Here is a 24,136-nt window from a genome sequence, read left to right as displayed (position 1 = left end):
TTTTTTACAGCGTTGGCCATAAATCAGCATCCCATTGCAATTGTTTTATTTGTAATAACGGTCTTCCATTTTGTTTGGCGTCATAAGCGTGGTATATGATATAATCTTTACCATCAAAAGTATAGGTGCTGTTGTGTCCAGCTCCGTACCAATTTTTATCTCCCTGAATTAACAAAGTTCCTCCACCTTCGGTTAGTAATTTTCCGTCTTTGTCAACGTAAGGTCCTGTTATGGTTTTGGATCTTCCTACCACAACTTTATACGTGCTTTTTTCGCCTCGACAACACAAATCCCACGAAAGGAACAAGTAATAATAATCGTTTTTCTTAAATACAAAAGGAGCTTCGAGCGCACCATCGCCGGGATCGGAATCAGCTAGTTCAAATGTTCTTTTGCGTTTGGCAATAGTTCGCCATTCTTGCGGTTGTGCGATTGATTTTAAATCTGGATTCAGTTTCACCATTTTCAAACCTTCCCAAAAAGAACCGAAAGCCAGCCAAGGCGTATTGTTTTCGTCGAAAGTCAAATTGGGATCGATGGCGTTCCAAAGATCACGGTTGGGAATGGATTGAATGACAATTCCCTGATCGACCCATTTGTAGGCTGGGTCTTTTGGATCCAAAGTGGTGTTGGTCGTCACTCCAATCGCCGAAGTGTTTTTTGCGAAAGCGGAAACCGAATAATACAAATAATAAGTGTTGTTGTGAAAAGAAATGTCCGGTGCCCAAATGTGATTGTCGAAATTGGGAACGACTGCATCCACCCAAAGAGGTTTTTCTTTGAATATTTGGGGTTCTGGATTCCAGTTTTTTAAATCTTTCGAACTGAAAGCGCTGATACCTTTTCCGGTGCAATATAAATAGTAGGTATCTTTTTGCTTGATCATTACTGGATCATGAACGGTAATGTCTTGAGCAAATGATGAGGTGCCAATTAAAACAAGTAAGATGGAAAATAGTTTATGTAGTTTCATAATTCGGTTTTTAAACATATCAGTTATTTAAGAAAATATAAGGATAATGTATTTGTTAGATGTAACATTTTGCGACTGCAATCTGCCTTCTCCAATCTGCTTTCTCTTTAATCTGTTATCCCCTCCGTTGTCATAATCACGCGTTTCATCGTTCCGTCTTTGTTGTAGTACAAACGATCTACACAAACCGATCTTCTAAAACTTCCACCATTGGGTTGAGTTGCGCCATTGTGGTATATGAAATATGACTTTCCTTTGAAATCGATTATCGCTTGGTGATTGGTGTTGGAATTCCCGGCGAGTTCGTTCAGAATGCCTTTGAATTCCCATGGTCCATTAATGGATTTACTCATCGCGTAGGCAATTTTCTCCGGAAATTGATAGGCATATGATAAGTAATACCAATTGTTGTGTTTGTGAATCCAAGGCGCTTCGGTATAATTGGGTAAAGAAATGGTTTGGATTGGGCCATCGAGTTCGGTCATGTTGGCTTTTAATTTGGCATAATGGCAAACGCTATTTCCCCAGAAAAGATACGCTTGACCGTAATTGTCAATAAAGACAGTTGGGTCGATATCATCCCAGTCGATTTTGGTTTGAGTGGTCATGTCATTGGTCACCAGCGCTTTTCCCAATGCATCCTTGAAAGGCCCTGTTGGACTGTCTGAAATTCCCACGCCAATCGCTTTTCCGTTAATGGAACCATGGGAAACGGTAACGTACCAATAGAATTTTCCGTTGCGCTCTATTACTTGTGATGCCCAAGCATCAGAAGTTGCCCAAGCAAAGTCAGTTACTTTCAGCGGAACCGGATGTTCTTGCCAATGCACCATATCTGAAGTAGAATACACCAGCCATTCGTTCATTTTATAAAAATTGAAATCATTCGGAGCTTCATCATGACCGGCATAAAGGTATACTTTGTCCTTGTACACCAAAGCCGCTGGATCTCCTGTGTATTTATCTTTGATAATTGGGTTGTTGATTAGGGTCGTTGGATCCGGTTTTTTGTCTTTGGCGGAAGCCGAAACAATATCCTGAGCTATTATTTTGGCAGAAGAAATAAGTGCCAAAAAGGAAAAGGTTATGATGGTGTTTTTCATTTTCTTTACATTTGTTAATAATCAAAAAACCCTTTTTTAAAATTTAAAAAAGGGTTTTGATTGTCTAAAAGACTAATTTATTTTCTTGCCCCAAACTGGTAAACCTGCTCCTGTAAGTCCAGAATAAGTTAAGGTTACTTTGCGCGTTGCACTTTCCCAATCCCAGGCATCGCTTACTTTGCATTTTATGCCATTGACGGTCAATGTTTTGTTGGTGCTGTCATACGACCAAGTTCCTGAAACGCCACCACTTACTTTTTTGTCGGCGGTTAAGTATATAGTAGCCGATTTTTGAATGGTGGCATATTGGTAATTCATAGTGATTTGTTCCCATGAACCGATAAATGAAGATTCTGTAATGGTGGTTGCGGGTACACCAGCATAGCGCTCGGGAGCAACTACTGGCCATCCATCCTCAGTCCATTGGATTTCGCGAACATGTCCCATCATTATGGCGTTGGAAACGGCAATTCCCGGTACATCTTTTGGCAAGCGTGCCTGTGAGGAATAATACCATTGCTTAGTGTCTGGATTTTGAAAAACAGCACAATGCGAGATTCCAACCCAACCTGTGTGATTATTGAAACCATAAGGGTGTGTCAGCATTGGCCAACAATCGGAACCATTGGTCACGTCGGCACCGTTTATTCCAAGATAAGGTCCCATAATATTTTTGGAACGACAAACTCTGGTGTTGTAAGGAACATCCAGACCATCATACGCTAAAAACAAATAATAATAACCTGTAACATCATTGTAGATAATCTCGGGGCCTTCGGAAGCTTGCCAGCGTGTGGTATTATTGCGGGTGGCAATGCGGGTTCCATAATCGCTCAAGGTTTTTAATTGATCTGGTTTTCCGGTAGCTGGATTTAGTTTTAAAGCTGCAATACCAGAATGCCAGGAACCGTAGATTAGGTATTGGTCTCCTGTAGGAGTTTCAATAAAACTCGGGTCGATGGCGTTAAATTTGAAATAAGCATCGTCCCAGTTTCTTGTGCCTGTAAACGAATACGGTTTTACACCATCAGGTTCTGAACAAACCACCATTCCTTTGTCTGTCCAAACATTGGAGGCTAAATCATCGGTTTCGGCCAAGCCAATAAAGGCTCTTTCACTCCAAGAGTTATCAAAATTACTTGCAATTATAGGATTATCGACTACAATGCTGTAATACATGCGGTATTTGTTACCCACTTTTCGTACGCAAGGAGCCCAATAGCCATAATTTGGACTGGTAATGGCTGGCAATGCCGGATTCATTCGGGCTCTTTTGTTATTCAAAGAATCTTTTACCCAAGCTGGTGCCGTGGTCATTGAAGAGCCCATAAATTCCCAAGTTATAAGGTCTTTGGAACGTCTGTAGAAAAAATGTCCATGACCATCGGTTGCATTTCCATAAGAAGCATCGGTTTGGTACATATAATAATACTCACCGCACTTGGCTACCGATGGATCGTGTACGTTGGCCAAATTCCATTTTGCATTGCTGCCCCACGAGGAAATTGAGGAATAGTTATCAGCATAAGTAGGTCCGGGAAAAGCAACAGGCGTTGGGGTTGGTGTTGGAGTCGGCGTTGGAGTTGGATCTGGTGAAGGATCATCTCCTTTAGAACAACCACCTAATGACAAAGCTGTAATAAGAATAAATGCAAAATAGCATGCCATTCTTATAATGGAATTTGATTTTTTCATAACGAACATTTTTATTTGCTTTCAAGTATTATAACAGAAAAAGGAGGAACTGTAACAGTTAATTTTCCTTTTTTAATTTCAAAACCTTTGAAAGCAATGGGTTGTATTTTTGTTGGATTGTCAAATGAATTGTAATCCTGTAATTTTGATGAACCAATAATCAGACCAGAAACCGATTTGATTCCAATTTCAGTAAGGTCAATCTCTACATTGTTTTCTTTTTTGGAATCGATATTTACCAATGAAATATGAACCAATCCTTTTTTGTCCTTAGAAGCCGAAGCGGATAAAGCAGGAAGTGTTTCGCCATTATACGAGTAAAGCGGTGATTTTATGGAAATAGGTAATTGTTGAGCGTCTTGGTGCACGCTGTACAATTGCATTACATAGTAAGTGGGTGTCAAAATCATTTTGGCCTTATCGGTAAGGATAACCGCCTGTAAAACATTAACACATTGTGCCAAGTTGGCCATTCGAACACGATCAGCGTGATTATTGAAAATATTAAGTGTTGCTCCAGCCAAAACGGCATCTCTCATAGTGTTTTGTTGGTACAAGAATCCAGGATTTGTTCCTTTTTCGACTTCATACCAAGCTCCCCATTCGTCTACAATCATTGCCACTTTTTTTTCAGGATCATATTTATCCATAATGGCGGAGTGTTTGGTAACTAATTCCTCCATTTTTAAAGCTGATTTCATCGTTTGGAAATATTCAAATTCGGTGTAATCCACAGCATCTCCTTTTTTTGCCCAATCGATTACGGCATAATGATGTACCCCAACTCCTCCCAACATGTTTAGGGGAATATCTTTCATTAAAGTTTCAGTCCAATTATAATCGGCACTATTTGATCCGGAAGCAATACGGGTTATACCACCAGTATTTCCCCAATCAGACATGAATGTAGCGTATTTTCTATATTCATTCACATAATAATCTGCGGTCATATTTCCTCCACAACCCCATGCTTCATTTCCAATTCCCCAGAATTTAACTTTCCAAGGTTCTGTTCTTCCATTCTTTCTACGCAAATCACTCATTGGGCTTTTTCCGCCAAAGTTGGTATATTGTACCCAATCTGCCAGTTCTTGTACGGTTCCGCTACCTACGTTTCCAGAAAGATAAGGGTCAGCACCCAAAGTTTCGCATAAATTCAGGAAATCGTGAGTACCAAAACTATTGTCTTCGGTAGTTCCTCCCCACCATTGGTTTACAATTGTAGGTCGGTTTTCTTTGGGACCAATGCCGTCTTTCCAGTGGTAGGTGTCGGCAAAACATCCGCCTGGCCAACGTAAATTTGGTATTTTTAATTTTTTAAGGGCATCAATAATATCGTTACGAACGCCTGCTGTATTTGGTATTTTAGAAGTATCACCCACAAAAAAACCGCCATAGATGCACCTTCCTAAATGCTCTGCAAAGTGACCATATATGTTTTTGTTAATAATTGGAGCGTTTGCAGTATTCTTTATGGTAAGTACTGTGGTTTCTTTTTGTGCAAAACTGGTTTGACTGCAAAAAGCAATTATAAATGAAAGGAATAAGACTTTTTTCATGTTGTTTTAATTGATAAAGAGGGACATTATTACATCCTCCTAAATATTATTTTTTAATATGCAATAGTTGGCCAGCCTCCTGACCATGTAAAATTAACGATTTCCAGTTTAGGATTCCCGCTGTCGGCACCATCATAATAGTGTACAGACCCTTTTTGCGTTCCTACAATTCTGGAGATATGTCCTGGACCAATATAATTTCCAGTTGTTTTTAATACGGTTGTGCCTCCACCGCCTGTCAAGGAAACACCGCTTTTATCCACAAATGGACCAAAAGGACTTGTAGAACGACCTACGACAATATAATAAGTGCTGTTTACACCTTGGCAACACGCTCCACGATTGGCAAACATATAATAATAACTGCCTTCTTTAATCAAGCAAGGTGCTTCCCAACTAGCACTACTGCCACCGGCAACAATTGTTTTGCTTCCAGTTGTTTTACCAGTTGTGGGGTCAATTTTTATAACACCAATTCCTGCGTGAAAAGAACCATAGGCCATATAAATATTGCTTCCATCTACTAAGATTGATGGGTCAATAGCGTTAACATCTGAGGATGAAGAGGAAGAGACAACAACTCCTCTATCTGTCCATTTTGTTCCTGCACTTTGAGAAATGGAAGGAGCAGTAACCAAGCCTATTGCTGAGGTTGCAGATCCAAAAGTAGAACAGGAATAATACATATTCCATCGATTATTAAACCAAGCTACATCGGGTGCCCAAAATGTTTTGGTAAAACCAGACACGTAGCCTGTTATCCAACTTGGAGAGGAACTAAAAACTAATGTTCCCCAAGACCAATTTATTAAATCTGTTGAGTAGGTCATCGGAATATAGTCTCCAGTTGTAAAAACATAATAATTCACACCACTTTTTACAATGGTACTTGGATCATGGGAGGGCACATTTCCGGCAACTGTTTTTGCTGTTAAATTGGAAGTTTGATAAGCTTGTGTTGTCTCAATAGTTGCAGTATCAATATCCTCTTTTTGGCAGCTTCCAAGCAAAAAAGCAAATAGAACAAGGGAGGTTATTTTTTTAATCATAATTTTTTTAATTAAATGTTTGTTATTAGATAAACTCAACGCCTTTTACGATTTTATTCTAAGTTATAAAATCACGTGACATCCTTTTTCTTGGGTTGCCACATGATTTTAATAACTAAACTAACTCAAATAAATATTAATAACCTTCATTCTGAACTGTTCCAGGATTATTGTCCATTTCCAGTTGTGGAATTGGGAAGAATTCTCTACCGTTCGTATATGTATTAAACTCAGCGTCTCTTGTTTTTAACCAAGCCAATTTTGCAGGATCTTGTAACCAACCCCAACGGCGAATATCATCAAAACGGTGGCCTTCAAGTGGAAATTCCAAGAAACGTTCGTGGGCGATTTGATCTCTCATGCCTACTTGTGATAATCCTGGTTTTGAAGTACTTAAGTTTGGCAATCCAACACGATCTCTTACCATTTGTATGTACTGATAAGCTCCTTGAGTGTCTCCAGTTTCATTTAAACATTCAGCATACATTAACAAAACATCTGAATATCGCATCAATCGTTCGTTAATTCCTGAACGCCAATCAAATTCATTGGGCATTGTTTTGGAATTTTCATACTTTGCACAGTAGATATCATTTAAATTTCCAGGATTTGAAGCATAATAAGTGGCAAAATCCTGTCCGTATAATGTCATCCCTGGAGTGTTGTAAAACATTGTTGCATTTAAACGAGGATCTACAGTACTGTTCACAGTCATTTCTTGATGGTATTCATCAAATAAGGTCCAAGTAGGTTGTACATCTGTCCAACCAAATCCTCTTGGTGCGTACGTTATTGCTCTAGCAGAAGTTTTTCCCCAAGTAGATAAAGGTGCTCCACCCCATCCTAACTCCACTCCACCAACTTCTCTGTCGAATTGTACTTCGAAAATTGATTCGGCATTATTTTCATATTCTGTGGTAAAATTATCTGCATAATTTGGCATTAATGAATAAACACCCAAATCAATTAATTTTTTGAAAGTAATTTTGGCATTGGTAAAATCTTTGGTAAACAAATAGGCTTTACCTAAATACCCTAATGCAGCTCCTTTTGTAGCTCTACCCACTTGATCTTTATCAATTCCTGACAAATTTGCATACGAAACGGGAAGCATATCTACTGCCGTTTTCAAATCAGATATTACTTGAGCCCAGCCTTCTTCCTGCGTTTTTTGCGGGCTATAAAGTTCAACTTTTAATGGCAACGGTACATTTTTGAATAAATTTACAGCATGGAAGAAATACAATCCTCTCATGAAATAGGCCTGACCAAGAACTCTAGTTTTAAGCTCCGAGTCTGTCATTGCAATGTTTGGTACATTTTCTAAAACTTGATTGGCTCTATTGATTCCCTGATAATAGGTTTCAAAAGCCCATCCGTAAATAGCTGCATTTGAAGGGCTTGAGTTGAAACGACCAACATTATACATAGCATCCCAAGGGCTATTACTTCTGGAGTCATCGCCTTTTATATCCAATAATAGCGGAGTACTTCTCATATAGGTTCCATCGGTAAGTAAACTTGAATATACAGCGTTTATACCATTGACAGCATCTTGGTCTGTTTTCCAAAAGGAAACCGATGTTTCAAAATTTGGATTTGCTTGCACTAAATCATCATCGCTTACACAACCAGCTAATAGTAGTGAAACAGAAAAGGATATAGTCAGAGATTTAAATATTTTATTTTTCATCATGATTCGTTTTTATTAATTATAATTATTTAAAAAGCTACATCTACCCCTAAAATAAAAGACATAGGATTTGGGTATGCTCCTTGGTCATATCCTCTTGACAGTAAACCTTCGTTATTAAAATCAGGATCATATCCTCTATAGTTGGTTATTGTCCAAAGATTTTGTCCAGTAATAAATAATTTAGCACTTTTTATAGTGTTGTTGTTTTGCAAAGGAATATTATACCCAATTTGAACATTTTGAAGTTTCAAATAACTTGCATTTTCAACATAACGGTTCGAATCTCTACTATTGGCATTTGGATCTCCAATAACAGGGCGAGGTATATTTGTGTTTGTATTTGTTGGCGTCCAATAGTTAAGAATATCTGTACTGCTATTTACATATTGCCCTAACATTAAATTACGGTAAGTGGCATCAAATGCTTTGTTTCCTCCAGATCCAATCCAAGAGAATGAAAATTCCCAGTTTTTGTATGAACTGTCAAATCCAAAAGCATAACTGTATTTGGGTATGGTAACACCTTGATAGGTTCTATCAGCATCAGTAATAGCACCATCTCCGTTAACATCTTTAAATTTTATGTCTCCAGGAGCTGCACCAATTTGAGTTGGAGAAGAGGCAATTTCTGCTTGATTTTGAAAAATTCCATCTGTTTGATAAGCAAATATTTCTCCAACAGATCTACCTACTTCCGTTTTTGAAGCCGCACCATAAATTGGATCATTTTTTTCGCCTAATTTTAGTACTTCATTCTTTAAAGTTCCTAAATTGGCATTAATGCTGTACTTAAAAGCGTGGTCATTATTATTATAGACTGCTGTAAATTCATATCCACTATTTCTAACTGTTCCAGCATTGGTTACAATACTTGCAGGAAATGATCCTGTAGAGTAAGGAAGTGGTAAATTCAATAAAAGATCTGAAGATTCTTTTACAAAATATTCGGCAGTAAGCTGTAATCTATTATTGAACAATCCTAAATCAAGACCAATATCAGATTGTTTTGAATCTTCCCATTTTATATTAGGGTCAGTTGACGCTACTGTGGTAGTTCCTGGGGCTAATGAACCTGGATTTCCAAATAAATAATTAGCAAATGGATTAATTGTAGAAGCATAGCTATATACACCTAATGTATTGTTTCCTAAAATACCATAACTTCCTCTAAGTTTAGCACTATTAATCCATTCTGGTAATTTTATGAATTTTTCGTTACTGAATTTCCAACCTCCAGAAAAGGAGTAGAAATTCCCAGTATTGTTTTCTGGCGCAAAAAGAGATGTTTTGTCTTGTCTAAAGTTGGCTTGGATAAAATATCTGTCATCATAGCTATAATTGATTCGGCTTATGTATGATTTTCCTGTTTGCTTAGTTTTGTATTCTTGCGAATCGGTTTTGTCAGCGTATTGCAACTCACTTATCTCACCTGGTTGATAACCTGTCCCAGCAGAATAATGATTGTAGTAATCGTTATTTTCCTGAAGCATACCCAACATAATGTCAAATTTGTTATTACCAATTTGTTTTGCATAAGTAAGGATATTATTCAAAATAGTTCTGGTACGATTACCGTCGGCAACTCTTAATTGAGACTCTGCAGGTTCAGTAACATAATACCATCCCAAGTTACTTGGTGGATTAAAGTATCTATCATGCCAGTCTAAGATATCGGCACTAGCGTCAAATTTGTAATTTAATCCTTCAATTATTTCAAATTGTCCCCAGATATCACCGATAAAGCGATTTCTAAGTGCCTCGTTTGTGATCAAATTATTATATCCAATAACATTCAACATAATTGCTTTTTGGGTTGCATTTACTGCTCCGCCATAACCGCCTAAGTTATTTGCATCATAAACAGGAACTGTAGGAATCGATTGTAGTAAATCGGTAATACCGGTTTCTCCTGCATTGTATTCACTGAATATATTTTTGTTTGATTGTGTGTATCCAATTTTGGAACCGTAAGTGAATTTTCCTTTTTTACCACCTAAATTCAAAGTAGTTGTAGCTCTTTTGTAGTCTTGAGGAGTATCAACATAACTAGTGTTTTTGAAATAATCAACGTTCAAATTATAGGTCATGCTTTCGGCACCGCCTGAAAGAGTAAGTGAATTGTCACTGATTGTTCCAGTTTTAAACGATGCATCTTGCCAATCTGTATCAACATTGCTGATAAAATAAGGACTTGACGGGTCATTTCCAGGCGCAAGAGTTATTCCAGCATTAGTTTCGGCAGCATTGGTAGTTTGTTGGTATTGCGTTCTGTTTAGAACATCCCATCTTTTGGCTACTGATTGAACACCAAATTGTGATTTGTATTTAATGTCAAGTGATCCTTTTTTTCCTTTTTTAGTGGTTATAATAACAACACCATTGGCTCCAAGAGCACCATAAATTGCGGCTGCCGATGCGTCTTTTAATACTTGCATGGACTCAACATCTCCAGTTGAAAAATCCCCAGGGGCATCTACAATCATTCCGTCAATTACAAAAAGGGGGTTATTGTTATAAAATGAAGTAATCCCTCTAATTTTTACATTTACATATCCTCCAGGCTCACCAGAAGATTGTACGGTAACACCAGCAGCTTGTCCTTGAAGTAATTTTCCAATATCATAAGTAACAGTTTTTTTAGCTTCTTCAGTATTGATAACACTTACAGATCCTGTTAAATCGGCTTTGCGTTGTGTTCCGTATCCAATAACAACAACTTCGTTGAGTTTGTTTGAACTTTCAAATAAAGAAATAGTAAGTTTTGCACTGTTTGCTACGGTTACTTCTTGAGTGTCAAATCCTAAGAAACTAATAACAAGAATATCATTTGGTTTTGCATTTATACTGAATTCGCCATCAAATCCTGTTGAAATAGCAATGTTTGTTCCTTTAATCAGAATATTTGCTCCTGGCAATGGTGCAGAATCTTTAGCAGAAATTACGGTTCCTTTTATAACATTGGCTTGTTGTGCCGATGCATTATATGTAGTAAAGAGCATAACTAGTAGTGCTAGCAGCCATTCTTTTTTAGGCAATAGAAAATTGCAATAAAAAAATAATCGGTGGTTTGTTGTCATATTGATTGATTTTGGTTAATTATAAGTGTATATTTTACATTTGTAAATTTAAATAAAAAAAAAGCACAAAAACAAATTAATCTGATAAAAAAAGCTTTGAAAAAAAACGGATATCCTAAAATATAGTGAAAATTGAAAAGATTTGTGTATTTTGTAGTATTAAAAAACGTTTTCGTCAGTTATAATTAATTGATAATCAATGATTAATGTTTTTGTGTTTCTATTTTTTTCTCCAATTTAAAAAATTTAAAAAATTTCACAATTTTCAATTTTACAAATTAAAAATAAGATTTAGTGTATTAATTTATAGGTCATTAGAATTTATTTTTTCCTTTTTGAGATGTTTTTCAATTGATTTTTGGCGCCATAAAAGCAAAAAAAACATATTTAAATGTAATTTTAACACTTAATTGTTGCAATGCCTTTTTAAAAAGAAGTTGAAATAAAGATAGTGGCTTTTAAATTTTGTAACTTAATGATTATCAAAACGATTTGTATAAAAAGAAAAAGAGAACATTGTATGTGCATAATCACATATTTAATCATAATTTCTCTTTTTTGTTTTTTTATTAGTGTAAAAACCACATTAAATTAATTTGTTAGTTTTAAGGAAGTTCTTATATTTACTGAAAATATAAATAGAAATGCTAAATAGTTATAGTACGGCAGACAAAGTCCTTCTAGCGGTAGATTGTATTATTTTCGGCTTTGATGAAGATGGTTTAAAAATTCTTTTGATTAAAAGGGATTTTGAACCCGAGAAAGGGAAATGGTCTTTGATGGGTGGGTTTCTTAAAAAAGAAGAGGTACTGGATACGGCAGCCATTAGAATATTAAATACCTATACAGGGTTGCAGGACATTTATATGGAGCAACTTTATACCTATAGCGAAATTGATCGTGATCCGGTGGAAAGAACCATATCTGTAGCTTATTATGCACTGATAAATATTGAAAACCACAATGCCGAACTGATTCAAAACTATCACGCGAAATGGTTTAGTGTTTCTGAAGTGCCAAAATTGATTTTTGACCACGACAATATGTTGGCTCATGCCATCAGAAGGCTGCGTTACAGAACTTCAATGCGACCAGTTGGTTTTGAACTTTTACCCGAAAAATTCAAAATGAGTCAGTTGTTAAAGCTCTATGAATCGATTTTGGACAAAGAAATTGATAAACGAAATTTTATTAGTAAAATTAATTCGTTGGATATTTTGATAAAATTAGACGAGAAAGACATGACTTCTTCCAGAAAAGGTTCCTATCTCTATACTTTTGATAAAGAGAAATACGATGCCAAATTGTTGAATCATTTTGCTTTAAATTTTTAAAAAGTAAAACAGATTTTGTTTTAAAAAGAAATAAAAAAAGGAAGCTTCTATTGCAGAAGCTTCCTTTTTTGTTGAATTAAAATATTGTTATTCCTAGCTATTTCCTTTTTGATAATCAGCCAAGAATGTTGCCAATCCACTATCTGTTAACGGGTGTTTCAGCAAACCTTCGATCGCGCTTAATGGACCTGTAATAACATCGGCACCAATTTTGGCACAATTCAGAATATGCATAACGTGGCGAACAGAAGCTGCAAGAATTTGGGTTTCGTAACCATAATTGTCATAAATCAATTTAATGTCTTCTATAAGAGTCAACCCATCTGTAGAAATGTCGTCAAGTCTTCCAATGAAAGGCGACACATAAGTAGCACCGGCTTTGGCCGCAAGTAAAGCCTGGCCTGCAGAAAACACTAAAGTGCAGTTGGTTTTGATTCCTTTATTCGAAAAATATTTAATGGCTTTTATCCCGTCTTTGATCATTGGGATTTTAACCACGATCTGCGAATGCAGTGCTGCCAATTTTTCTCCTTCGGCAACCATTCCTTTAAAATCAGTCGAAATAACTTCGGCGCTTACGTCGCCATCCACCAATTCACATATTTTTACATAATGCGCAATAATATTGTCGGCTCCCGTGATTCCTTCTTTCGCCATTAGCGAGGGGTTGGTAGTAACGCCGTCTAATATTCCTAAATCATTGGCTTCTTTGATGTCTTTTAAATTTGCTGTATCGATAAAAAATTTCATGTGTATGTTTTTTTAGAGAATCTATCCTGATAGCTATCGGGACTGAGATTCTGAGTTTTTAAATGTTTTTTTAATTGCTCAATATCTGAGCACTTTCTTCAATATATTTTAGTATTTCCGCACAAACATGTTGGCTGGTAAATCCAAATTTTTCGTCCAAAACGCTCGCTGGTGCCGAATAACCAAAATGGTCCAATCCTACTATTTTTCCGCTATCGCCTATCAATCCTTCAAGATTTACAGGAAGTCCGGCGGTAAGACCGAAAACGAGTTTTTCCTTCGGGATAATACTTTCTTGGTATGATTTGGGTTGCGATTTAAATAGGCCTTCGGAAATTATGGAGGCTATATTTATTTTTAGATTATGCTCTTTTTCCAAAATCATCGCAGCATTAATAAGTGTCGATACTTCCGATCCGTTTGCTATTAAAGTAATGTCTGGATTTTGGGTTTCTTTTACCAAATAGCCACCTTTTGTAGCTTGCAAAGCTTCTTGATATCTCGAAGTTTTGCTTGCCGGAATGTCCTTAATGTTTTGTCTCGAAAGAATCAAAGCTGTTGGCGTTTTAGTGTTTTTCAAAGCCATATCCCAAGCCACAGATGTTTCTATTGCATCAGCTGGACGCAACGCCAGTAAACTCGGGTGTCCTGAATGGTTTTTAACTTTTTCCAACAGACGTATTTGAGCTTCCTGTTCGATTGGTTGGTGTGTTGGTCCGTCTTCACCAACACGGAAAGAGTCATGTGTTAATACATATTTCACCGGAAGTTCTTGAATGGCAGCCAATCGTATCGCAGGTTTCATATAATCCGAGAAAACGAAAAACGTCGCCACAACTGGAATCACACCACCATGCAAGGCAATACCATTGGCTATTGAAGTCATAGTCAATTCGGCAACTCCAGCTTGTAAAAAGGCTCCGTTGAAATCATTTTTTTGCAGTACAGATGATTTTTTTAGGAAGCCATCGGTTTTATCACTGTTCGATAAATCAGCCGAAGAAACGATTATGTTTTCTACATTTTCTGCCAAATAAGCAAGTACTGCCGAAGATGCATCTCTAGTGGCGGAATTGGCTTTTTGAACAACGTTGCTCAAATCCAATTCGGGTAATTCTCCGGATAAAAAAACGTGCATTTTTTGTGCCAATGTTGGATTTTCTTTTTCCCATTGGGCTATTTGCATTTTTTTCAGAACTGCTTTTTTTGTTTTTTGGGCTAAAACTTGAGTATAATGTGCAGCTACTTCTTCAAAAACAGCGAAAGGATCTTCAGGATTTGCTTTTAAATTCAAAAGTGTTTTAGTATAATCTGCTTTGGTGTCACCAATTGGTTTTCCGTGCAATTCGCATTCGCCTTCATACATTCCGCCATCTGCGGTAACGCAGCCTTTTCCCATTATGGTTTTCCCAATAATTAAGGTTGGTTTTTCTGTTTCTTGATTCGCTGTGTCCAATGCTTTTCGGATTTCCAAATGGTCGTGCCCGTTTATGGTAATCACATTCCATCCCCAAGCTCGGTATTTCATGGCGGTATCTTCAGAGGTAACTTCGTCGGTCATAGACGAAAGTTGCACATCATTCGAATCATAGAACATTATAAAATTGTTCAATCCCAAATGACCGGCAATTCTTCCCGCTCCTTGTGAAATTTCTTCCTGAACTCCACCATCAGTAATAAAACCATATATTTTATGATCGAAAATTCCTTTGAATCGTGCTGCAAGAAACTTGGCAGCAATGGCAGCTCCTACTCCCATGGTATGACCCTGTCCTAGTGGTCCCGAAGTATTTTCGATTCCTCTTAACACATCAACTTCAGGATGACCTGGAGTTACAGAACCCCATTGTCTAAATTGTTGAACGTCTTCTTTTTTGTAATTTCCTAATAAATAATATTGAGCATACATCAATGCCGATAGGTGACCCGCATCCATAAAGAAACGATCCCTGAAAGGCCAATCCATTTGGGTTGGATCAAAATTTAGATATTCAGTGTATAAAATATGCATAAAATCGGCTCCACCCATGGCACCTCCCGGGTGTCCTGAATTTGCTTTTTCTACCATAGAAATAGCCAGAGCTCTTATGTTGTCTGCGGCTAATTGGTCCATTTTGTGATTCATAATTTTTTAATTTGGTTGTAATAGAGGTATTGATATTGCTGCTTTTTTAGATTTTGAATAAACCAACTCCAAAATGGGATGATTATTTTTTTCTAAATGAGTACAGAAACAAATTTTAGTTTAAAAACAGTTTGGGTTTAATTTCTTCGCTGCTTTAATCAAATAATAAAGGGTTATTATTTTGTTCTGATATCGATTTGCCGGCTGTAATAACTGACTATTTTTGAGAGGATAAGGGAGAATAAAATAATAAGTGTAAAAAATACATTTGCAAATATAACTAAATTTGTTTTACAAAAACAAAAAAAGAAACTATCATTTAATTGTTTCTTTAGAGCTTCTGTTGCGATTGGAACAATTTAAATAATTGTGATAAGAACTATAGTTATCCCATTACAACGAATTCCTAATAATCAAAGCATTTTTATTTTCAATTTGTTCTTTTTTCCCGGTAAGAACCATCTGGGCGAGTAGTTTTCCCATAGTGGTAAAATCGGTGGAGATAGTAGTAATTCCATTCGAAACTACTTTTTTTAGTGGAGTTTCATTATAGGAAATGATTCCAAAATCGGTTCCTAATTTTAGGTTTTTTTGTTTGGCTTTTTCAATTACACTAACCAAATCTCGGTCATTTGGAATAACATAGACACATCCTAAAGTTATTTCATTATCGGTAAATTCATTAATGATTTCATAATCAAAAGAAAATTCGTTGCAAAAATCCTCAAAACCGGTTTTCATTCCCAAAGGTTCCCTAAAACCCGGGAATATCAGGATGAGTTTGCTGTATTTGTTTAGCCTTGATTTTCCTTTGGATAAACCCTCGAAGATATCTTTTTTGTGATTTTGGTAAATGGCTGGAAATGATTTTAGATCTTCATTGGTCTGATCCAAGATGATTACATCATTTACTGGTAGGGTTTTTATGATCGCAACTACATCGATTAAGTTGGTTGGCATAATGATATATTTGGTATAATTTCCGTTGCTATCATCTATCAATTTTTGAAAAACCGGAACATTAAAATGATGAAAGAAAATATCAACTTGTACATTTTTGCCAATGTTTTTTAAAAATGAATTATAGATATCTTCTTTAAAAATGTTAAGCTCATCAAAGAGCAAAAATATTTTCTGTTTTATAGTGATTTCAACACTTTTCACATAATATCCTTTGCCTGGAATGGCAAAAATAATTCCTCTTTTTTTGAGATCATCATATCCCAATAAGACAGTATCTCGGGATAATGAAAAGGCCAAACACACTTTATTTACCGATGGAAGCCGATCCCCTTTTGTAAGTTTTTCTTCCTCAATTGCTTTTTCAATCGATTGAATTATCTGTTTGTATTTTGGTATGCCAAGGTTGTTTTGGATGGAAATAATTTTCATAGCTGAAGTTGGTTTTTATGCAAATATATAAAAAACTGGTAGGTACTGGTATTGAAATTTGTATTTAACACATAATTTTGATTTTCATATTTCACAATAAAACAATTCAAAAAAAGAATTTATCTTATTTTAAATCAAATTATATAGCGATTTTTTATAAAAATACGCAATATGATAAGGGATTCGTTTTTGCTTGTTTTTTTCTGTAATTAGAGGGAATCTATCATTGTTAAATTATCAATAATAGCAGACTTAAAATATTTATTGCGAGATGTTTGATTTTTTTATAAAGTAAAACGTGTTAGCTGAGTACAATATCAGTTGAAATGAACAAAAAAATAATATTTATAATACCCAATGCATGAATCAATAACTAACCAAAATCAATTTAAATTAAAAAAAGTATGAAAACAATTTACAAGAAGTTGTTATTTTTATTTCTCCTGCTTCCGTTTTGTGTTTTTTCGCAGAATGCCCTTAACGGAACTGTTCTGGACAGCGGTTCTGGACAACCCTTGTCGGGAGTAAATGTAAATGTACAAGGCGTCACGAATGGTGTTTCGACCAATTTTGACGGAAAATTTCAGATTCCAAATGTGAAGCAAGGCGATAAGATCGTTTTTTCTTTTATTGGATATAAAAATGAAATAGTGACTTTCAATAATCAAAAATCACTTGCAATAAGTCTTATAGCCGAAGCCAATCAACTGAATGAAGTTAAAATTCAGGTTGGTTATGGAACTGTGAAAAAGAAAGATGCAACCGGGGCAGTCGTAGCATTAGGCGCAAAGGATTTTAATAAAGGAGCCAATGTAACTACCGAAGATTTATTCAAGGGAAGAGTAGCGGGTTTGACTGTAAATTCTACAGGTGCTCCTGGTGGTAAATCTGAAATGAGAATACGTGGAGGGAGTTCTCTTTTTGCCAGTAATGATCCTCTTATTGTTGTAGATGGATTGCCTTTGGACAATGCGACCAATACAGGGTCTTCTTCATTTTTAGCTTCTTTGAATCCAAGTACAGTGGAATCTATTGTGGTATTAAAAGACGCTTCGGCATCGGCAATTTATGGTTCTCGCGCCTCTAATGGAGTGATTATTATTACCACCAAAAAAGGGACAAAAACTTTGGCCATTGACTATAATGTTCTTTATGGAGCGGGAAAGTTGGTTAATACTGTAGATGTATTTAGTGCCGACGAATATAGAGCGCTCATAGCTGAGAAAAGACCTGGAGATGTGGGTAAATTGGGAACTGCAAATACCGATTGGCAAAAAGAAATTTATAGAAATACTGGGTATGTAGATCAGAATTTGTCAGTACGAGGAAACTTGCTTGGTGTTGTTCCAACGAGTTTAACTTTGGGTAACACAGATCAACAGGGATTGAGAATTACCAATAATTTTAAACGAAATACGCTAGGCCTTGTTATGAATCCTGCCTTTTTTGAAAACCATCTGAAATTGAAATTGGCGGTTAATTATGCCGATGAAAAAAATAGGTTTACCGATGGAGTAGAGGGAGCGGCTATTGGTTTTGACCCAACACAACCGGTTAGAGTGGAAGGTGCACCTTATGGAGGTTTCTTTGAATACACCTCTGGAATCAATAGCAATGGGAAATATCCGTTGATCTCTACAGCCGCCAGAAATCCAGTGGCTCAATTGTTGATGACAAATGATAGAGGAACTAGTAAAAGAACTTTTGGAAATTTTGAAATCGATTATAAACTTCACTTCCTACCAGAATTAAGAGCGGTTGTCAATGTTGGGTTTGACGAATCGAATGGAGATAGAACAAGATTGGTTAGTGATGATGCAGGTTCTGCACCATCAAACAATAATATTCCTTATGGTACAAACGAGTACACAGAAGCGACCAAAAGAAATAAATTGTTGGATACTTATTTGGCCTATAACAAAACGGTCAGCGATTTCAATTTTGATCTGACTGCTGGATACTCGTATCAAAAATTCGAAAGTTACAGATTCGAAACCGGTAACGTTTTGAACCCAGATTTACCATCAACATTTCCAGAATACTCTTATGATACCGATGTGGTTTTGTTAGGTCTATTTGGAAGAGCCAACATCAATTTCAAAGACAAATACTTATTGACTTTGTCTTATAGAAGAGATGGTTCTTCTCGATTTGAAGAACAAAATCGTTGGGGTAATTTTCCGGCAACAGCTTTTGGATGGAAAATAAAAGATGACTTTTTTAAAGAAAGCAACACAGTTTCTGATTTGAAATTAAGAATAAGTTATGGTGTTACTGGGCAACAGGATATTCCTGAGCCAAACGGATATTTGGAAAAATATGAAATTGGAGGCGGGAATTCTCAATATTATTTTGGAACAACAGCCATACCCGTTGCGCTTTCCAGCAAAAGAACGAAAGATTTAAAATGGGAACAAACCTCTATTTCTGACATAGGAGTCGATTTTGGACTTTGGGACAATCGTATCTCTGGAGCAGTAGATGTTTATTATAAAGAATCAAAAGATTTATTGGTAAATGCGGCAATTTCGGATGGTAGTAATTTTTCAAATCGAGTGTATCAAAATGTTGGTTCTTTTACGACCAAAGGGATAGAATTTATGCTAAACGCAATTGTACTTAAATCAGAAAATTTCAATTGGAATGTGAATTTTACAGTGGCAAAATATGAAAGAAGAATTAAAGATTTGGTAAATGGAACCGATATTTTGCTAGGAGACAATATTGCCGGTACAGGAACTCCAGGTCAAATATTTAGCGAAGGTTATACTCCTTATTCATTTTATGTTTACAAACAATTGTATGACACAGCAGGTAAGCCGATTGACGGAGCTTTTGCTGATTTGAATGGAGACAACATCAAAAACAACTCAGACAAATACATCTATAACAATCCAGATCCAGACGTCAATTTAGGTTTTGCTTCTACAATGAATTATAGACATTTTGATTTTTCATTCAATTTAAGAGCTAGTGTTGGAAACAGAGTTTTTAATGCCGTAGATGCCTCAAGAGCACAATATGATTCTATGGAAAACGGAGGTGTTCTAAGTAATGTGCCTTCTTCAATATTAAATACAAATTTCCAAACGACATCAAATGTAGTGTTATCTGATATTTATATAGAAAATGCCTCTTTCTTAAAAATGGACAATATCACTTTTGGATATACTTTGACGAATTGGGTCAATGACAAAGCTACTTTAAGAGTGTCAACAGGAGTTCAAAATGCATTTGTAATTACAAAATATACTGGCTTAGATCCTGAAATCACAAACAATGGCGTTGATAAAACAATTTATCCAAGACAACGCTCCATATTGTTTGGTCTTAATTTAAAATTTTAAAAAGGTAGTTATGAAAAAATATATATTTATTTGCGTTTTAGTACTCACAACAGTACTTCAATCCTGCACCGACGACATGAATGTAGTGTCCAAAGATGACGATGTTTTGTCTTCGGATGCCTTATATGCTTCTCCAGATGGCTATCAAAAAGCGTTGGCCGGAGTATATGGCAATCTTACTTTGACAGGGGTTATTGGTCCAAATAACTCTTCGCTAGAAGGAGTAGATGCCGGAACAAGCCAGTTTACTAGATGCTTATTGTATTTGCAGGATTTAACTACAGACGAATTGGTTTGGAGTTATGAAGCTGACGAAGGTACTGCCGAGTTACAAAGAAACATTTGGACGGCATCCAACCCTATTATTTTAGGAATGTACAGTAGAACAATGGCTTCGGTGGCGTACGCCAATGAGTTTTTGCGCCAAAGTACTCCCGAAAAATTACAGTCAAGAGGGATTACAGCTGCTGCAAAACTAGCCGAAATTGCGCTGTACAGAAAAGAAGTTCGAGTATTGCGTGCGTATGCGTATTACAATATGATGGATTTGTTTGGAAAAGCACCGATGTACACCGAAAATGATCCTATAAATTTTGCAGGCCCGGAATTTACTAGAAAGCAATTGTTTGATTTTGTTGAAACTGAATTGCTTGCCGTTCTTCCAGACTTGAAACCAGCACGTACCAACGTATATGGTAGAGTAGATCAAGGAATGGCAAATATGATATTGGCTAAAATTTATTTGAATGCCGAAGTGTATATTAAAACAAATCGCTATAATGATTGTGTGACTAAGTGTAAAGAAATTATCGCTAGCGGGTATTCCTTAAAACCAAAATACTTGGATAATTTTAAAGCAGATAACAATACCTCCGAAGAAATGATTTTCAGCATACAATCGGATGGAGTGGTTTCTCAAAACTGGGGAGCAACTACAGTTTTGACCAATGGTCAGATTGGCGCTTGGGAAAATAACGGTTCCGATTTTGGTATTGGTGGTTGGAGTGGCGCACTTCGAATTAGAAAACAATTTGCTCAAAAATTTGATGGTGGAAAATTTAATCAAGATACTCGTAAAACAATTGGCACTGGTGTTCAAGGTGATCCATCAAAACAAAGACCTATTGATATTGCTGATCTTGGAGTGAAAACGCAAGGGTATATTTTGTCTAAATATTCTAATAAAACTTCAACTGGCGCAGCTGGAAGTAGTTCTACTTATGCCGATACTGATTTTCCGTTATTCCGTTTGGCCGATGTGTATTTGATGTATGCCGAAGCAACCTTGAGAGGCGGTAACGGAGATGCAACTCAAGCATTGACTTATGTAAATGATTTGAGAAAAAGAGCCAATAACGGTTCGACTGTTGGGAATATCACCGCAACCGATTTGACGCTTGATTTCTTAATTGACGAAAGAGCGCGTGAGTTGCATTGGGAAGCACATAGAAGACAAGACTTAATCCGTTTTGGTAAATATACGGGTGGTTCATACAACTGGGCTTGGAAAGGAAATGCTTCAACCGGAATTTCGATTCCTTTGTATATGAACGTTTTTCCTATTCCAGTTGGTTCATTAGGAGCGAACCATAATTTAACTCAAAACACGGGTTACTAAAAAATATACTAACATTATAAAAATATAAAAACATGAAAAATATATTCAAATATTTTATTGCAGTGGCTCTTATCCTAGGGATGTGGTCATGCGAAAACGAAGAAAATTTAATGATTTTGGAGCCTCAAGCAGAAGATTTTGCTATTATTACTCCAGACACTGGTGCTACAATTGTATTAAATGAAGATACTCCAAACAATACGGCTATAACTTTAACTTGGGAGCCGGTAGATTATGGAACTCCAACTATTGTAAGTTACACGATTCAAATTGCAGCAAGTAATACCGAATTTGCAACTCCTGTAGATATTGCTACTTTGACAACTACACATACAACAATGAGTGTTGCAGAATTGAATGCAAAAGCATTAGATTTAGGTTTGCTTCCAGACGAACAAGGAACAATCGATATTAGGATTAAATCAACAGTTGGCACTACAGGTTCAGAGCCAAAACTTTCTACACCAATAACAATTATTGTGACACCTTATGCAGGAGTTTTTCCTTCAAAAGAGTTATATTTAATTGGCCCAGGAACTTCTGCAGGATGGGATGCAAATTTGGCTGTTATGCCAATTTTCAGAGATCCAGCAGCTCCTGAAAAACAATATTATACAGGTTATTTTAATGCCGGTGGATTTAAATTACTTGAACAAACTGGGTTTTGGGCGCCAATGTATGGTGCAAATGGAGATAAAGCACAATACAGAGCAACTGAAAGTGATTCAGATCCAGGACTTTTCCCAACTACAGCTGCTGGATATTATACTTTTGCTATTGATCTAAAAGCATTGACTTATACCATTGCTCCTTATACAGGAACTATGACAACTTATGCTACTGTTGGTATCATTGGAGACGCAGCACCATTAGATAATTGGGGAACTAGTGTTCCCATGACTAAGTCATCTTTTAATGCTCATATCTGGAAAATCACTTATACATTTACAACCGCAGGGAAATTTAAATTTCTTGCCGACACTACTTGGATTGGTGATAGTGCTGGAGCTGATATCCATGTTGAACCAGGTAAATACGATATTTGGTTTGATGATATAGATCAGAGATATATGTTAATTCCAGCGCTTTAAAAAGTTGCTAAGTTTCTGAGTGACTAAGTTTCTGAGATTTTTAAGCAAATAATAATTTGCAACTTATGTTATATTTAGCATTTTCTAAATTTCTATTTTTAATCTTAGTGACTCAGCATCTCAGTCCCGATAGCTATCGGGATAGAAACTCAAAAAAAACCTCGAATGTGTAGCATCCGAGGTTTTTTTTTAAAGACAAACAAACTGGTAGGTACTGGTATGTATAATTTAAATTTTGTTTTACATTTGAATTTCAAATTTCATAATAAAACAATGGAAATAAAACGCAATTCACAAATTAAGACTACTTCTACAAAGGATTTGTTTGGTTTGATGCCAGATGGTACTGCCATATACGCTTACGAATTATCCAATAAAAATGGAATGAAATTAAAAGTAATCACCTATGGAGCAACAATAACTAAATTGGAAATGCCTTTGAAAAATGGCGAAATGGTTGATGTTGTTTTGGGTTTTGATAGTTTAGAATCTTATATACAATCGTTTAATCTGCCGAGTCCTCCTTATATGGGAGCCACCGTAGGAAGATATGCCGGTAGGATTTATAAAAGTACTTTTAGTTTGAACAGAAAAAAAATTATTTTGAATAAAAACGACAATGATAACTCTTTGCACGGAGGCGCTATTGGGTTCAGCCAAAAAGTTTGGACCGTCAAAGATATACATTCAGGCAAAAAATCATCAATAACCTTGACCTATTCCAGCCCTGCAGGTGAAGAGAATTATCCAGGAAAACTTGAGGTTGAACTTACGTATACGCTATCCAAAGAAAACGAATTGATTATTGAATATAGCGCCAAGACTACAGAAGATACCGTGGTAAATTTGACACACCATAGTTATTTTAATCTGGACGGTCATTTATCCAATGTTTTAGACCAAGAATTAATAGTAAATACCCATCGAATGCTGGAAACTTCAGTTGAAAACATCCCAACTGGTAGGTTTTTGGAAATAGAAAATACCGACTTCGATTTTTTTGCCCCAAAAAAATGTCCTTCCAAAATAGACAATACTTTTGTTTTGGATCGAAAAGATGAATTTGCAGCTTCTCTTTTTAATAAAAAGAATAATTTAAAAATGACTGTTTACACCAATCAGCCTGGAGTGCATATCTACGTTGGCGGAAATTGTTTTAATGCTATAAAAGGGAAAGCAAATGCCGATTATCATCCATTAAGCGGAATTTGTTTTGAAACCCAAAATTATCCAGATGCACCAAACAATCAAAATTTCCCGAGTGCCGTTCTCAAAAAAGGAGCCGAATATACCCATAATACAATTTATAAATTTCAATCATTCTAAA

At 36.2% G+C, this 24,136-nt stretch carries 15 protein-coding genes; 5 read left to right on the top strand and 10 right to left on the bottom strand.

Translation table 11 applies throughout. The features are described from left to right. Positions 1-4: 4 nt before the first annotated feature. From OLM57_RS03445 to OLM57_RS03415, 7 genes are all read right to left on the bottom strand, one after another. Positions 5-973 carry an arabinan endo-1,5-alpha-L-arabinosidase gene (locus OLM57_RS03445; RefSeq protein ID WP_264565844.1) on the bottom strand — a complete coding sequence of 323 codons (969 nt, stop codon included), beginning with the start codon at positions 971-973 and terminating at the stop codon, positions 5-7. A gap of 107 nt (positions 974-1,080) precedes the next feature. Further along, entirely contained in the window at positions 1,081-2,076 is a 996-nt protein-coding gene (locus OLM57_RS03440) for a glycoside hydrolase family 43 protein (RefSeq protein ID WP_264565843.1), read from the bottom strand. 72 nt (positions 2,077-2,148) lie between these two features. After that, the gene (locus OLM57_RS03435) at positions 2,149-3,771 is read right to left on the bottom strand and encodes an arabinan endo-1,5-alpha-L-arabinosidase (RefSeq protein WP_264565842.1); all 1,623 of its coding nucleotides are present in this window, start codon (positions 3,769-3,771) and stop codon (positions 2,149-2,151) included. A gap of 11 nt (positions 3,772-3,782) precedes the next feature. Further along, positions 3,783-5,330 (bottom strand): alpha-N-arabinofuranosidase, encoded by a 1,548-nt coding sequence (locus OLM57_RS03430; protein WP_264565841.1) that lies wholly within the window; start codon positions 5,328-5,330, stop codon positions 3,783-3,785. Positions 5,331-5,383: 53 nt separating this feature from the next. Further along, positions 5,384-6,379: an arabinan endo-1,5-alpha-L-arabinosidase gene (locus tag OLM57_RS03425; protein WP_264565840.1), complete on the bottom strand. Its 996-nt coding sequence runs from the start codon at positions 6,377-6,379 to the stop codon at positions 5,384-5,386. Between the two features lie 136 nt (positions 6,380-6,515). Continuing rightward, on the bottom strand, positions 6,516-8,075 hold the full coding sequence (locus tag OLM57_RS03420; RefSeq protein WP_264565839.1) for a RagB/SusD family nutrient uptake outer membrane protein: 1,560 nt from the start codon (positions 8,073-8,075) through the stop codon (positions 6,516-6,518). A 26-nt stretch (positions 8,076-8,101) separates the two neighbouring features. Then, entirely contained in the window at positions 8,102-11,152 is a 3,051-nt protein-coding gene (locus tag OLM57_RS03415) for a SusC/RagA family TonB-linked outer membrane protein (RefSeq protein WP_264565838.1), read from the bottom strand. Between the two features lie 644 nt (positions 11,153-11,796). On the opposite strand from OLM57_RS03415, the gene OLM57_RS03410 reads away from it, so the two are divergent. Next, on the top strand, positions 11,797-12,486 hold the full coding sequence (locus OLM57_RS03410) for an NUDIX hydrolase (protein ID WP_264565837.1): 690 nt from the start codon (positions 11,797-11,799) through the stop codon (positions 12,484-12,486). A 93-nt stretch (positions 12,487-12,579) separates the two neighbouring features. Here OLM57_RS03410 and fsa read toward each other — a convergent pair whose 3' ends face one another. The 3 genes from fsa to OLM57_RS03395 all read right to left on the bottom strand — a co-directional run bounded on the left by fsa (position 12,580) and on the right by OLM57_RS03395 (position 16,753). After that, positions 12,580-13,236 (bottom strand): fructose-6-phosphate aldolase, encoded by a 657-nt coding sequence (gene fsa / locus OLM57_RS03405; protein ID WP_264565836.1) that lies wholly within the window; start codon positions 13,234-13,236, stop codon positions 12,580-12,582. 70 nt (positions 13,237-13,306) lie between these two features. Next, the gene (locus OLM57_RS03400) at positions 13,307-15,361 is read right to left on the bottom strand and encodes a transketolase family protein (protein WP_264565835.1); all 2,055 of its coding nucleotides are present in this window, start codon (positions 15,359-15,361) and stop codon (positions 13,307-13,309) included. 393 nt (positions 15,362-15,754) lie between these two features. Continuing rightward, positions 15,755-16,753 carry a GntR family transcriptional regulator gene (locus tag OLM57_RS03395; RefSeq protein ID WP_264565834.1) on the bottom strand — a complete coding sequence of 333 codons (999 nt, stop codon included), beginning with the start codon at positions 16,751-16,753 and terminating at the stop codon, positions 15,755-15,757. Positions 16,754-17,157: 404 nt separating this feature from the next. On the opposite strand from OLM57_RS03395, the gene OLM57_RS03390 reads away from it, so the two are divergent. The 4 genes from OLM57_RS03390 (at position 17,158) to OLM57_RS03375 (ending at position 24,135) form a co-directional block, all read left to right on the top strand. Next, positions 17,158-20,100 carry a SusC/RagA family TonB-linked outer membrane protein gene (locus tag OLM57_RS03390; protein ID WP_264565833.1) on the top strand — a complete coding sequence of 981 codons (2,943 nt, stop codon included), beginning with the start codon at positions 17,158-17,160 and terminating at the stop codon, positions 20,098-20,100. Positions 20,101-20,110: 10 nt separating this feature from the next. After that, a complete protein-coding gene (locus OLM57_RS03385; RefSeq protein WP_264565832.1) occupies positions 20,111-21,718 on the top strand; it encodes a RagB/SusD family nutrient uptake outer membrane protein in 1,608 nt (535 codons plus the stop codon). A 32-nt stretch (positions 21,719-21,750) separates the two neighbouring features. Then, positions 21,751-22,809, top strand: a complete 1,059-nt coding sequence (locus OLM57_RS03380) for a SusE domain-containing protein (protein ID WP_264565831.1) — start codon at positions 21,751-21,753, stop codon at positions 22,807-22,809. Positions 22,810-23,082: 273 nt separating this feature from the next. Then, on the top strand, positions 23,083-24,135 hold the full coding sequence (locus OLM57_RS03375; protein ID WP_264565830.1) for an aldose epimerase family protein: 1,053 nt from the start codon (positions 23,083-23,085) through the stop codon (positions 24,133-24,135). The last annotated feature ends 1 nt before the right edge of the window (position 24,136 follow it).

The organism is Flavobacterium sp. N3904, from assembly GCF_025947305.1.
In the GTDB taxonomy this organism is placed as follows: domain Bacteria; phylum Bacteroidota; class Bacteroidia; order Flavobacteriales; family Flavobacteriaceae; genus Flavobacterium.
Note: the sequence above shows the minus strand (reverse complement) of the source record. Positions and strands in the feature narration are given on the sequence as shown.